This is a genomic window from Myceligenerans cantabricum, from assembly GCF_054777735.1.
The window spans coordinates 144,329-157,540 of record NZ_BAAHAJ010000013.1 but is presented as its reverse complement, the minus strand read 5'-3'; the positions used below and the strand labels follow the sequence as shown (position 1 = coordinate 157,540).

Here is a 13,212-nt window from a genome sequence, read left to right as displayed (position 1 = left end):
GGATCGGGGCGTGAGCAACGTGGAGAGCCCCGTGGCGGTCGCCGCGCGCCCGGCCGAGAGCCGGCGCCGGATCGGTGCCGAGATCTGGATCGTGCTGGGCCTGAGCCTGGGCAAGTCGGCCGTCTACTCGGTGGTGAGCATCACGGCGCGGCTGACCGACACCACCCCGCTGGCCGAGCAGACCGCCACGCTCAACGCGAGCCAGTCCGAGCGGCCGTGGCTGGACCTGACGTACCAGGTGCTCGGTATCGGGTTCGCCCTGGTCCCGGTCGCGCTCGCGCTCTACCTGCTGAGCGCGCGCGGCCGGGGCACGCTCGCCCGGATCGGCCTGGACCGGGCGAGGACCGGGCACGACATGGCGTGGGGGCTGGGGCTGGCGGCGCTGATCGGCATCCCGGGGCTCGCGTTCTACGCGCTCGGGCGTGCGCTGGGCATCACCGTGGAGGTCCAGCCCAGCGCGCTGAACGAGCACTGGTGGACGGTGCCGGTGCTCTTGGTGTCCGCGTTGCACAACGGGCTCCTGGAGGAGGTCATCGCGGTCGCGTACCTGTACGAGCGCACGCACGACCTGGGCTGGGGCCGCGTCAGGTTCGTGGTGGCGAGCTCGCTGCTGCGCGGCTCGTACCACCTGTACCAGGGCATCGGCCCGTTCCTGGGGAACGTCGTGATGGGCATCGTGTTCTCGTGGTTCTACACGTCTCGCTGGGGCCGGCGGCGCGTGGTGCCGCTCGTCGTGGCGCACACCCTGCTGGACGTGGTCGCGTTCGTCGGGTATGCGCTGCTTCCTGCGGAATGGCGCGCTGCCTTGGGTGCGGGATAGCCGCATTTCCGCTCGCTTCCCGGGCCACGGTCCTAGACTCCGGAACATGTCCCACGCGACCGACCGGGCCGCCGGCTCCGGCGGTAACGCCGACACCGACCCGTCGGCCCGGACCCGCGCCGGTCCACCGGCGGACGCCCCGGGGGCCCTGGAGGTCCCGGAGAGCCTCGTCCGCGTCGTCGACACCCCGGAGGTCCGCGTCCGCCACCCGCGCGACCTGCTCGGCATCGTGGGCAACGTGCTCGGCGTGGTCCTCGTGCTCGTGATGTCGGTGGCGGCACACGGGACCACAGAGGGCGTCACGGAGGACGTGCGCAACTTCAACGACCTCGTGGCGCAGATCCTGTTCGTGCCCGTCGTGGTGCTCCAGGGCGTGGTGGCCGTGGTGGGACCCGTGGCGGTCCTCACGGAGCTCGGCCTGCGCCGGCTCGGCCGCCAGGTCGTGGAGTCGATCGTGGCCGGCATCAGCGGCCTGCTCATCGGGATCCTGTTCGGCCTGGGCGTGCGCTACCTGGGCAGCGACGAGCTCGTGGCCGGTATGTCGGTCCTGGTGCTCGGCGAGGGCTACCAGCTCATCATCCCGACCTACGCCGTGGCCCTCACCGCGCTGCTCACGGTGGCCGGCCCGGCGACCCGCCGTCGTACCGTGCGGTGGTCGTGGAACCTGCTGTTCGCCGCGCTGCTCATCGTGCTCATCACCGGTCAGGTGTCGTTGCCCGGTGTGCTCGCCGCGCTGTTCCTCGGCCGGACCGTCGGCCAGGCCGTGCAGTACGTTTCCGGGGTGCGGGGCGAGCGGGCCTTCGGCCCGGACCTCGTCGCCGCGGTCCGGCGCGCGGGGTTCCGCCCGCGGTCCCTGGTCCGCATCCGCGACGTGTCCGAGGACGACGTCGACCCCGTCGACGTGGACCCCGTGACGGAGGTGGACGCGGCGGACGACGGCCGGGCCGCCATCGCAGGCGGCGTCCCGGTCAGCGTGCTGAGCGTCCCGCGCACGGTCGGCCGTCCCGGCGACGGGCCGGAGCGAACGGGCTGGGCCGATCCCGCCGACGGACCGGACCCGGCCACGCTCGCCCTGGCCAGGAACAGCGACACGCGGGTGTACGCGCTGCTCACCGAGGACGGCGTGCGCCGTGACGTCGTCGTGCTCGACGGCGACCGGCAGGTGGTCGGCACGCTGACCCGCCTCTGGCGGGCGCTCCGGCTGCGGGGCATCGAAGGGCGCGCGGCGATCTCGCTCAAGGCCGTGGCCGAGCGGCACGCGCTGCTCTCGTACGCCGCGATGGCCGCGGGGGTGCGGACACCACGCCTGCACGGCGTCGGAGTCGCCGACGACTCGGTCGCGCTCGTGCTGGAGCACCCGCAGGGGGCGACGCCGTTCGCGGAGCTGCCCGCGGACGACATCGACTCCGACGTGCTCGACGAGGCCTGGGACCAGCTCGGGCGCGCCCACGGTGCAGGCCTCACCCACCGCGCGCTGACGCCGGACGTCCTGCTCGTGCACCGGGACGACGACGGCGACCCTCACGTGTGGCTCACCGGGTGGGAGCAGGGCGACATCGCCTCGACCCCGCTCTCCCGGCGCCTCGACCTGGTGCAGCTGCTCGCCGTCCTCTCGGTCCGCGTGGGCGCGCGGAGCGCCGTCGCGTCGGCGGTGCGCGCCCTGCCGGACGAGGACATCGCCGCGATCGGCCCCCTGATCCAGTCCATCGCGCTGCCGCGGCCCACCCGCGAGGCGGTGCGCGCGCAGAAGGGGCTGATCGGCGAGCTGCGCGACGCCATCGTGGAGCACCTGCCCGAGGCGGACGTCCAGCCGCAGCGCATCACGCGGTTCGGGGCGCGCACCGTCATCATGCTCACGCTGACGATCGTGGCCGTGGCGATCGTGGTGGGCACCATCAGCTTCGAGCAGATCACCGACGCCGTCCGGGGCGCGAACCCCTGGTGGGTGGGTGTCGCGTACGCGTTCGGTCTCGTCACCTGGTTCGGCGCGGCGCTGACGCTCGTCGCCTTCTCCCCGGCCCGGGTGTCCCTGTTCCGTGCAACGCTGACGCAGGCGGCCGGGTCGTTCGTCGCCCTGGCTGCCCCGGCCGGTATCGGACCGGCCGCGCTGAACCTGCGCCTGCTCACGCAGCGCAAGGTGGCGCTGCCGATGGCCGTCGCGACCGTGGCGCTGGTGCAGGTCTCGCAGTTCGTGGTGACCGTGCTGCTGCTGATCGTGATGTCGGTGTTCACCGGCGAGGGCGTGCTGGTCGAGCTGCCGTCGGCGTCGGTGCTGATCGCGCTGGGCGGCGTGGCCGCGGCAGTCGTCGCGGTCCTGCTGGTGCCGCGGGTGCGGCGGTGGGCGGTGGACTTCGCGCGGCCGCGCGTGCAGCAGGTGTGGCCGCGGCTGGCCTCGATGCTCTCGCACCCCGGACGCCTGGCCATGGGCATCGCGGGGAACCTCGTGATGACCCTGGGCTACGCGCTCACCTTCGACGCCTGCCTGCGAGCGTTCGGCGAGTCGCTCGCGCTGGTCGACGTCGCGCTGGTGTACCTCGTGGGGAACGCGCTCGGCGCGCTGATCCCCACCCCGGGCGGCCTGGGTGGTGTGGAGGGCGCCCTGACGGCCGGGCTCGCGGCGGCGGGGCTCTCCCCGGCGCTGGCCGTGTCCGGCGCGCTGCTGTACCGCGCGGTCACCTACTGGGGACGCATCCCGCTGGGCTGGGTGGCGATGAAGTATCTGGAGCGCAAGGGCGACCTGTGAGGCCGCCGGAGGGCAAGCCGGAGGCCCGGCACCCTCGAGGTGTGCCGGGCCTCCTTCGCCGAGCAACTCAGCATCGCTGAGCAGGTCAGCGTCGCGTCACTTCGCGACAGCCTTCTTCAGGAGCGAGCCCGCGCTGATCTTCACACCGAAGTTCGCGGGGATCTGGATCTCCTCGCCCGTCCGCGGGTTACGACCGGTCCGGGCGGCACGCTCGACACGCTCGGCCGAGAACAGGCCGGTGACCTTGACGGCCTCGCCCTTGCCGAGCGACTCGATCAGCACCTCCTGGAAGGCATCGAGCGCCTTGTCGGCGTCAGCCTTCGTGAGGCCGGACTTGGACGCGATGGCCGAGACGAGCTCGGTCTTGTTGAGCGACATGCGGTTCCCTTCTTCGGACACGAGTCGGCAGTCACGCCGACATCGATGTCCGATCATGCCAGCAGATCGGCAGAAAATCGCGAAGAACCGCATTTCTACCGCGAGTCGTCACGTGACGAAGACCTCACCAACGATTCACGAAGCTCCGCCGGAACTCCCGTGAATCGGCCGGGGAGCGGCTCGTGGCGTGCGTCTCAGTCCCCGCCGCCGCCGCTGCTGCTGCCGCTGTCGCCGCCGCCCGAACCGCCGTCGCTGCCGCCGTCACCGCCGAAAGGGCCCCACTTGCTGCCGTTGTCGCGGTCTCCGTCCGCAGCGCCGCTCACGGCGGAGGCGCCACCGTCATCGCCATGGCCGCGCCCACGCAGGCGCTCGTCGTCCTTCATCTTGCGACGCATGACGACAAGCATCATGATCACGACGGCGATCGCGCCGACCACCGCCAGACCGGTCGGAACCGCCGGAAACTCGCCGGGCGTGTCGGACGCCGCGTCGTCGCCGCCGGCCACCGCATCGGCGTCGGCGGGCGGAGCGTCGGCCGACTCCTCGACCTCGGGCTCCGCGAGCTCCTCCTCGATCGGCTCCGGAGGCTCCACGGCCTCGCCGTCGGCTTCCTCGGGACCGTCGACCGAGAACGTGAAGGCGCCCTCGAGCGGGTGCCCGTCGCCCGAGACGATGTGCCAGGCCACGTCGTAGTCGCCCGCGGGCAGCGTCGCCGGGACCGAGCCGGTCAGGACCGCTCCGTCGGCGGCGAGGTCCTGGAGCGCCAGGTCCGCGCCGTCGTCGCCGGTGAGGACGATCTCGGCACCCGTCTCCAGAGGTTCGCCGGAGAACGTCAGCGTGATCGCCTCGGGCGGGGCGTCGAGCACGTCGCCGTCGACCGGGTCGCTGGACAGGAACTGATCGTGCGCCGCCGCGGGCGGCGCGGTGGCCAGGAACATCGCCGTGAAGGTCAAGCAGGCGGCGAACGCCGCGACGAGCACGGCGACGGCACGGCCGGCCGGGCGTGGGAGGACGGCGACTCGCGGGGTGGCCGCGGCAACAACTTCAGGCATGGTCCGCACCCTACTCCGCGCTCCTGACACCCCCGTGCGGCACCCCGCACACCTCGGCGAGGCCACAGGTGATGTCGGTGGCTGCGTCTACGGTGTGTGAAGTTCCGCCGACCGAGAGCGAGCACCATGACCGAGCAGTCGTCCGCCGCACCACCGCAGAGCCGCCGCAACGTGGCCGCGCTGGTCGCGAGCAACCTCCTGGGCGGGATCGGTGTCGCCTCCGGAGCCGCGGTCGGTGCCCTGCTCGCGGAGCAGCTCGGCGGCACGGCCATGGGCGGCCTCGCGCAGGCGTCGAGCGTGCTCGGCGCGGCCGTGGCCGCCGTCCCGCTGGCGGCCCTGGCGGCCCGGCAGGGCCGGCGGCTGGCCTTGACCTGCGGATATGTTCTGGCGACGGTCGGTGGCCTGCTCATCATCGCCGCGGCCGTCCTGCACCAGGCCATGCTGTTCCTGGTCGCGATGGCACTGTACGGCGTGGCGATCGCCGCGAACCTGCAGTCCCGGTACGCCGCCGCGGACAATGCGAGCGGGGCGGCCCGCGGCCGCACCATGGCGATCGTCATCTGGGCGACGACGATCGGTTCGGTGGCCGGGCCGAATCTCGCCGCACCGGGGGCGGCGCTGGGCCGGCTGATCGCCGTTCCCACGCTGTCCGGTCCGTACGTCTTCGCGGTCGCCGGGTACCTGCTGGCCGGGCTGGTCGTCGGGCTGCTCTACCGCGACCCGGGAACGTCGCCGGTCGCTCCCGGAGCGACCGGATCCGGCCTGGCGGAGGCCGCAGCGGCAGAGGCCGGCACGGCAGGACCGTTCGAGGAGCGAGCCGGGACGGCGCACGCCCCCACCGCCGCGGCCGGGGAACGCCCCGCCACCGCACGAGGCGCGCTCGCCTGGGCCTGGGCTCACGGGCGGGCCCGGTTCGCGGTGGTGGCGATGGCGGTCGCGCACGCCGTGATGATCATGGTGATGGTCATGACGCCGCTGCACATGCAGCACGGCGGGATGTCGCTGGAGCTGGTCGGGATCGTGGTCAGCCTGCACGTGCTGGGTATGTTCGCGCTCAGCCCGGTGTTCGGCTGGCTGGCCGACCGCTGGGGCGCCGTACGGACTGCCGTCCTCGGGCTGGCGATGCAGGCGGTGTCCGTGGCGGTCGGCTTCGCCGCGGCGGTTCTCGCCGACGCGGGCTCGGCCGCGGAGCAGGTGGCGAGCATCGTGACCGCGGTCGCCCTGGTGCTGCTGGGCCTGGGATGGTCGGCTGCGGTCATCGCGACGTCAGCCCTGCTGGCCGGAATCGACGACCAGCGCGTCAGGGTGCCGCTGCAGGGCGCGTGCGACGCCCTGATGAACTACGCGGGCGCGGGCGCCGCCGCGCTCGCCGGGCCGGTGCTGGCCCTCGGCGGCTTCCAGGCCGTCAACGTCGCGGGAGCGATCCTGCTGGTCCCGGCCGTCGTCGCACTCGTCGCACGGGGGCGCACCCGGAGCAGCACGTGAGGCAGTTCAGCCCGCCGGGACGTTGCGCTCCAGCTCGGCCAGCCATGCCGTCGCCCGCGTGTCCGACGGCATCCGCCAGTCGCCGCGGGGGGAGAGCGTGCCGCCGGGCAGCACCTTCGGGCCGTTCGGGATCGCGGACCGCTTGAACTGGTTCGCGAAGAACCGGCGCAGGAAGACGTCCAGCCAGCGCCGGATGGTGACCAGGTCGTAGGCCGTCCGGTCGGCGTCGCGGTAGCCGGGCGGCCAGGCGCCGTCGTCGACGTCGCGCCACGCGTGCCAGGCGAGGAACGCGATGCGGCTCGGCCGCATCCCGTACCGCAGCGTCCAGAACAGCGAGAAGTCCTGCAGCGCGTACGGCCCCACGGACGCCTCCGTGGACTGGGGCGCCTCACCCTCCCGGGTCGGGACGAGCTCCGGCGTGATCTCCTGCTCGAGGATCTCGGCGAGCACCGTGTTGGTCTCCGAGCCCGCAGCCCCGAGCTGCTCCGTGTCGATCGCCCACCGGACGAGGTGCTGGATCAGCGTCTTCGGCACGCCGGTGTTGACCGCGTAGTGCGACATCTGGTCGCCGACGCCGTACGTCGCCCAGCCGAGCGCCAGCTCCGACAGGTCACCGGTGCCGAGGACGATGCCGCCACGGTGGTTCGCGAGCCGGAACAGGTAGTCGGTCCGCAGGCCGGCCTGCACGTTCTCGAAGGTGACGTCGTACTGCTCGGCGCCCGCCGAGTAAGGGTGGTCGAGATCCTTGAGCAGCTGCTCGGCGGCGGGCTTGATGTCGAGCTCCTCGAACGTCACGCCCAGCGACCGTGACAGCCGGGTCGCCCGCTCCTTCGTCGCCGACGACGTCGCGAAGCCCGGCAGGGTGAACGCGTGGACGTCGTCGCGCGGCCGCCCGAGCCGGTCCATCGCCTTGGCCGCCACGACCAGCGCGTGCGTCGAGTCGAGCCCACCGGACACCCCGATGATCACCTTCGGCGAGCCGATCGCCGTGAGCCGCCGCTCCAGACCGCTGACCTGGATGTTGTACGCCTCGTAACAGTCCTGGGCGAGGCGTTCGGCCCGAGAGGGCACGAACGGGAAGCGGTCGACGGTGCGCCGCAGGCCCACATCGCCCGACGGCGGCGCCACGGTGAAGGCGACCTCGCGGAACGTGTCCGGTGACGCGGCGCGCCACGCCGGGGCCACGCCTGCCGTGCTGCCCGCGCCGTCACCCCCTCCGGCCCAGTCCGTACCCAGGCCACGACCGGCGCCGTCCACGATCCCGAGCGCCCCGGCGTTGTCCTCGAACGTCCCCTGCCGGAGCCGTTCCTGCCGGAGCCGGTCCAGGTCGACGTCGACGACCGTACGGCGCGGTCCGTCCGGGAAGCGCTCCGTCTCCCCCAGCAGGTCGCCGCACTCGTAGACCATGGTCTGACCGTCCCAGGACAGGTCGGTGGTGGACTCGCCCTGCCCGGCCGCCGTGTAGACGTAGGCGGCGTTGCAGCGCGCGCTCGCGCTGCGCACCATGAGCCGCCGGTCCTCGGCGCGCGCCACGGTGACGGGGCTGGCACTGAGATTGAGCAGCACGGTCGCGCCCGCCAGGGCGGCACGGGCCGACGGCGGCACGGGGACCCACATGTCCTCGCAGACCTCGACGTGGACGGCGAGGCCTGGCACGTCCTCGGCGCGGAAGAGGAGGTCGGTGCCGAGCGGCACGTCCTGGTCGAGGATCCGGGTCGTACCGCCCCGGACCTCGGAGCCGGGCGCGAAGTGCCGCTTCTCGTAGAACTCACGGTAGTTCGGCAGGAAGGACTTCGGCGCGACCCCGAGGACGCGCCCGCGATGCACGACGACGGCGCAGTTCAGCAGCCGGTTCCCGGACAGCAGCGGCGCGCCGACAACGATCACCGGGGCCAGGTCCGCACCCTCGGTGAGCAGGTGCCGCAGGGCGTCCAGGACGCCGTCGAGCAGCGTGTCCTGCAGCATCAGGTCGTCGATTGCGTAGCCGCTCAGGCACAGCTCGGGGAACACGGCGACGGCAACACCCTCGTCGTGGCAGGCACGCGCCTGCTCCAGGACGGCCGCGGCGTTGGCAGCCGGGTCGGCCGGCGTGACCGGGACGGTGCAGGCCGCGACCCGGGCGAAGCCCTGGGCGTACGCGTTGTAGAAGTCCACGACTCCGAGTCTAGGTTCGGGACTCCCCGGCCGACGCGCTCCGCACCCCGGCCGCCCCGTGGACACCACCGACCCGCCCCCCGACCACGCCATCCCGGCGACCACGCCATCGTGCGCCGTGGGAGCGCAGCCACCACGCACGATGGCGGGTCGCCGTCCGGATCGGGCTGGTGGGCGCGGTGGGGCGGTGGGCGGTGAGGCGGTGGGGCGGTGGGGCGGTGGGGCGGTGGGGCCGGCCTACGGCTGCGCCGGCGCCGGCTTGCGGCGGAAGGAGCGGAAGAACGGGTAGGCGAAGGCCAGCGTCCAGACGAGGAAGAACACGGCGAGGATCACGTTGCCGGCCGGGCTGTAGTCGGCCTTCTCCTCGGCGTCGGTGACCGCCATGACCGTGCCGCCCGGGTCGGCGGCGTCGTACACGACCTCGAACGAGCCTTCGTAGGGGGCGGGCGCGGGCGCCCAGGTCTCCTGGTACGCCGTCTTCGGCGCGCCCTCGGGGGCGTTGAGGTCGAGGGTCTGCGTGCCGTCGGGGAGGCTGACCGACGCGCGCACCTGCGGGTCCATGATCTCCCGCTTGTCGGGGGCGTCGCTCCGGTTCCGTTCGCGGACCGGCGCCTGCCCCTCCGCGGCCGTCGCGGTCACGCGCTCGCCGTCGGAGAGGAGCCCTTCGGCGTTCCTGGCGTCGCGCATCCCGAACGGGACGAGCGCCAGGAGAGTCACCATCAGGACGGCCCCGACCACGAAGAGCAGCCGGATGATGCGCGTGCCCCAGGTGTCCCCGAGGAACGTGCCGAGGTTGGAACGTCGGGATGCCACGTCGAGTCTCCTTCGAGTAAAAAATCCGCCCGGCGGATCCTATCGACTGCGTCCCGCACGGGCTGCGCGATGATGTTTCCCATGACCACTCGCTCCAGCGTCGCCATCACCGGCGCCCACGTCGTCCCTGTCGCCTCCGCACCCATCGAGAGCGGCACCGTGCTGATCCAGGACGGCGTGATCACCGCTGTCGGACCGGACGTCGTGGTTCCTGAGGGCACTCCCACCGTCGACGGGCGCGGGAAGTGGCTCCTTCCCGGCTTCGTCGAGGCGCACGGGCACATCGGCATCCACGAGGAGGGCGTCGGTTGGGCCGGCGACGACACCAACGAGATGACCGATCCGAACGGCGCCGCGCTGCGCGCGCTGGACGCGGTGAACATCGAGGACGAGGGCTTCCGCGACGCCCTCGCCGGCGGTGTGACCAGCGCGGTCATGAAACCGGGGTCCGGCAACCCGATCGGCGGCCAGACCATCGCGATGAAGACCTGGGGCGGCCGGGTCATCGACGAGCAGGTCATCAGCGACTCGGTCTCCGTGAAGTCCGCGCTCGGCGAGAACCCCAAACGCGTCTACGGCGAGAAGAAGACGCTGCCGTCCACCCGCCTCGGCACGGCCGTCGTGATCCGCAAGGCGTTCGTCGACGCGCAGAACTACGTCGCGAAGCGCGACGCCGCCGCTGCCAAGGGCGAACCGTTCGAGCGCGACCTGGGCAAGGAGACCCTCGCCCGCGTGCTCGCGGGCGAGCTCGCCTGGGACCAGCACGCCCACCGGGCCGACGACATCGCCACGGCCATCCGGCTGTCCGAGGAGTTCGGCTACCGCCTCGTGGTCAACCACGGCACCGAGGGCCACCTGATCGCCGACGTCCTCGCCGAGAAGGACATCCCTGTCATCTACGGCCCGATGTTCACCTCGCGCTCCAAGGTCGAGGTCCGCCACCGCACGAACGCGAACATCGCGAAGATGGCCGCGGCCGGCGTCCGCGTCGCGATCACCACCGACCACCCGGTCATCCCCATCGACTTCCTGGTGCACCAGGCGTCGTTCGCGGCCCGCGACGGCCTCCCGCGCGACACCGCGCTCCAGGCGATCACCACGAACCCGGCGTCCTTCCTGGGGCTGGGCGACCGGGTCGGCGCCATCCGGGAAGGGCTCGACGGCGACGTCGTCCTCTGGTCCGGCGACCCGTTCGACTCCGGCCAGCGCGCCGAGCAGGTCTTCATCACCGGGACCGAGGTCTACCGCTGGGACCAGGAGGCCGACGACGGCCGCGGCGACCGCCGCGTCACGGAGCGCACGGCCCGCTTCGCCTGAGAAGCCGGCGCCGGAGCCCGGTGCGGAGGCCGTGCCGGGCACCGGCACGAATCCGTAGCCGGGCGACGTCCCCGGGCCCGCGGCCGGACGCGTGCGCGGCATCCGCGGCGGAGCACCTCCGCGGTACCGGGCAGGACGGCACCCCAGGGTGACGCGTCCGGCCCGGTACCCGGCTAGCGTGGCGAGCATGTCGCTCGACCAGGGACGCCGCCCGCTTCCGGCCACCGGGGACCGCGGGCCGCTGGACCGGCGCCGCGGACGGATCTTCGTCGCGATCGCCCTCCTGGCCGTGACCACGCTGGGCAGCCTGGCCTCCAGGTCGGTCCAGCCCGAGGCCCGGCCGCCAGACGGCGGAACCCTGGCGCTGCTCCTGGTCACGCCGACCGTGATCGTCTTCCTCCTGCCCCGCCGCCCTGCCACCGCAGCGGCAGTCTCGGTCGGCGCCACCGGTGCCTACCTCCTCGCCGGCTACCCGTGGGGCCCGGTGATCGCCGGACCCGTCGTCCTGCTGGGGGCGATCGTCCTCAGCGGCCCCGCACGGCGGGGCCGCCTGATCGCCTGGTCCGGTGCCGCGCTGCTGCTCGGCGCGGTCGTGACCGCGGGGGTCCTCGCGCCACCCGTCTGGCAGGAGTCGGGCTTCGGCGGGCCGGGCCGCTCGGGCGGCTGGGGCCCGCACGGCGGTCCTTCCCGCATCCCGGCCGGCGACGGCGTCGGCGACGCCCCGGCCACCACGGTGGGTCTCTCCCCGGTCGGCCTCGGTGCGGGCACCGCCTGGACCGTCGTCGCGCTCCTCGTGGCGGGCGGCATCCGGGACCGGGCCGCCCGGCGGGCCGCTGCCCGCGCCGCCGAGCGGGAGACCGCCGCCGAGCGGGAGCGCACCGCCGTCACGGCAGAGCGCCTGCACATCGCCCGCGAGCTGCACGACGTCCTCGCCCACTCGCTGTCCGGCATCAACGTGCAGGCGGGCGTCGGCCTGCACCTGCTGGACCGCGACCCGGGCCAGGCCCGCGGCGCCCTCACGTCGATCCGCGACACCAGCCGCGACGCCCTCGCCGAGGTCCGTACCGTCCTCGGGATCGTCCGCAGGGAGCCGGACGAGGAGCCTCCGCCGGCGACCGCGGGCACGAGCCGCGCCGCCGGGAGCGCCGAGACCGGCCGCGACGGGCCACCTGAGGACCCCGGACCGCCGTCGTCCGCCGACGCCGGCGGCCCGCCGCTCGCCCCGACCTGGAACCTGTCAGGGCTGGAGCGGCTCGCCGCGCAGACGCGCGCCGAAGGGCTGACGGTGACGCTGGAGGTCGAGGCACGCGGGCTCCCGGACCCGGTCACGGGTGCGGCGCACCGCGTGGTGCAGGAGGCGCTGACCAACGTCCGGCGCCACGCGGCCGGCGCCACACGCGTCGCCGTCTCGGTACGGCGCAGCGGCACGTCGTGCCTGGTCGTGGTGTCCGACGACGGGCGCGGCGAACCCGGCACCCGCGGTGGCGGGTACGGCCTGCGCGGCATGCGGGAACGGGTCGAGGCGCTCGGGGGCACGCTCGAGACCGGCCCCGACGACGTCGGCTGGCTGGTCCGGGCGTCGTTCCCGCTCCCCGGCGACCGTCCCGGCCACCGGGCGACCGGCGTCGAGACGGCGGGCGGCACCGCACCCGTGCACCACCCGCCGCGGCCCGACACACCTCGGCACCACACACCTCAGCACGACCCGACAGCCGAGGAGACCGAGTGATCGACGTCCTGCTCGCCGACGACCAGGCCCTGGTCCGCGGCGGATTCCGGGCCCTGGTGGACTCCGAGCCGGACATGCACGTCGTGGCCGAGGCCGCGACCGGCGACGCCGCCGTCGCCCTGACGCTGGAGCACCTGCCCGACGTCGTCCTCATGGATATCCGGATGCCCGGCGCCGACGGCCTGGCCGCGACCCGCCGGATCGCCGCGGACCCGCGCGCGGGCGCCGTGCACGTGGTCGTGGTGACCACCTTCGAGCTCGACGAGTACGTCACCGAGGCCATCCGCGCCGGGGCAGCGGGCTTCCTGGTGAAGGACACCGACCCGGCCGACCTGGTGCGGGCGGTGCGGGTCGCGGCGTCGGGGGAGGCGCTGCTGTCGCCGAGCGTGACGCGCCGGCTGCTCGCGCGGGTCGCCGGGGCGGCGCGGGACGTCGAGGCGCCGGCCGGGCTGGACGACCTCACGCCCCGCGAGCGCGAGGTCCTGGTGGAGGTCGCGGGCGGGCTGGCGAACGACGAGATCGCCCGCAAGCTCTACCTGTCGGAGTCCACGGTGAAGACGCACGTGTCGCGGGTGCTCACGAAGCTCGCCGCGCGGGACCGCGCGCAGCTCGTGGTGGTCGCGTACGAGTCCGGCCTGGTCCGCCCGGGCTGGGAAGCCAGGCCCTGACCGCGGTACGCACGGGGTACCCGGGACGGTACGGAGGGCGGACGACGGCGGGC

Annotated in this window: 10 protein-coding genes; 6 read left to right on the top strand and 4 right to left on the bottom strand. The window is 73.7% G+C overall.

The genetic code is table 11. The annotated features are described in order from the left end of the window. Positions 1-10: 10 nt before the first annotated feature. Both ACYU96_RS17890 and ACYU96_RS17885 read left to right on the top strand, forming a co-directional pair. Positions 11-820, top strand: a complete 810-nt coding sequence (locus ACYU96_RS17890) for a CPBP family intramembrane glutamic endopeptidase (RefSeq protein WP_460756583.1) — start codon at positions 11-13, stop codon at positions 818-820. Positions 821-866: 46 nt separating this feature from the next. Further along, complete coding sequence (locus ACYU96_RS17885; RefSeq protein ID WP_460756580.1) at positions 867-3,563, top strand: flippase-like domain-containing protein; 2,697 nt, start codon at positions 867-869, stop codon at positions 3,561-3,563. 96 nt (positions 3,564-3,659) lie between these two features. On the opposite strand, the gene ACYU96_RS17880 is transcribed toward ACYU96_RS17885, so the two are convergent. Next, positions 3,660-3,941, bottom strand: coding sequence for an HU family DNA-binding protein (locus ACYU96_RS17880; protein WP_123816084.1), 282 nt, complete (start codon positions 3,939-3,941; stop codon positions 3,660-3,662). Between the two features lie 194 nt (positions 3,942-4,135). After that, positions 4,136-4,993 carry a copper resistance CopC family protein gene (locus ACYU96_RS17875; RefSeq protein WP_460756576.1) on the bottom strand — a complete coding sequence of 286 codons (858 nt, stop codon included), beginning with the start codon at positions 4,991-4,993 and terminating at the stop codon, positions 4,136-4,138. Between the two features lie 126 nt (positions 4,994-5,119). Here ACYU96_RS17875 and ACYU96_RS17870 point away from each other — a divergent pair, with 126 nt between their 5' ends. Further along, positions 5,120-6,478, top strand: a complete 1,359-nt coding sequence (locus ACYU96_RS17870) for an MFS transporter (RefSeq protein ID WP_460756573.1) — start codon at positions 5,120-5,122, stop codon at positions 6,476-6,478. A 6-nt stretch (positions 6,479-6,484) separates the two neighbouring features. Here ACYU96_RS17870 and ACYU96_RS17865 read toward each other — a convergent pair whose 3' ends face one another. Both ACYU96_RS17865 and ACYU96_RS17860 read right to left on the bottom strand, forming a co-directional pair. Then, on the bottom strand, positions 6,485-8,632 hold the full coding sequence (locus tag ACYU96_RS17865) for an NAD(+) synthase (protein ID WP_460756570.1): 2,148 nt from the start codon (positions 8,630-8,632) through the stop codon (positions 6,485-6,487). Positions 8,633-8,869: 237 nt separating this feature from the next. Then, positions 8,870-9,445, bottom strand: a complete 576-nt coding sequence (locus tag ACYU96_RS17860) for a hypothetical protein (protein ID WP_460756567.1) — start codon at positions 9,443-9,445, stop codon at positions 8,870-8,872. An 81-nt stretch (positions 9,446-9,526) separates the two neighbouring features. Here ACYU96_RS17860 and ACYU96_RS17855 point away from each other — a divergent pair, with 81 nt between their 5' ends. From ACYU96_RS17855 to ACYU96_RS17845, 3 genes are all read left to right on the top strand, one after another. Then, the gene (locus ACYU96_RS17855) at positions 9,527-10,762 is read left to right on the top strand and encodes an amidohydrolase (RefSeq protein ID WP_460756565.1); all 1,236 of its coding nucleotides are present in this window, start codon (positions 9,527-9,529) and stop codon (positions 10,760-10,762) included. A 187-nt stretch (positions 10,763-10,949) separates the two neighbouring features. Beyond that, entirely contained in the window at positions 10,950-12,491 is a 1,542-nt protein-coding gene (locus tag ACYU96_RS17850) for a sensor histidine kinase (RefSeq protein WP_460756563.1), read from the top strand. Then, positions 12,488-13,159 carry a response regulator gene (locus ACYU96_RS17845; RefSeq protein ID WP_460756560.1) on the top strand — a complete coding sequence of 224 codons (672 nt, stop codon included), beginning with the start codon at positions 12,488-12,490 and terminating at the stop codon, positions 13,157-13,159. Before ACYU96_RS17850 ends, ACYU96_RS17845 begins: the two co-directional genes overlap by 4 nt. Positions 13,160-13,212: the final 53 nt, after the last annotated feature.

Coding starts and splice junctions, on each gene's coding strand:
- ACYU96_RS17855 (WP_460756565.1), top strand. CDS start 9,527: ATGACCACTCGCTCCAGCGTCGCCATCACCGGCGCCCACGTCGTCCCT.
- ACYU96_RS17850 (WP_460756563.1), top strand. CDS start 10,950: ATGTCGCTCGACCAGGGACGCCGCCCGCTTCCGGCCACCGGGGACCGC.
- ACYU96_RS17870 (WP_460756573.1), top strand. CDS start 5,120: ATGACCGAGCAGTCGTCCGCCGCACCACCGCAGAGCCGCCGCAACGTG.
- ACYU96_RS17875 (WP_460756576.1), bottom strand. CDS start 4,993: ATGCCTGAAGTTGTTGCCGCGGCCACCCCGCGAGTCGCCGTCCTCCCA.
- ACYU96_RS17880 (WP_123816084.1), bottom strand. CDS start 3,941: ATGTCGCTCAACAAGACCGAGCTCGTCTCGGCCATCGCGTCCAAGTCC.
- ACYU96_RS17885 (WP_460756580.1), top strand. CDS start 867: ATGTCCCACGCGACCGACCGGGCCGCCGGCTCCGGCGGTAACGCCGAC.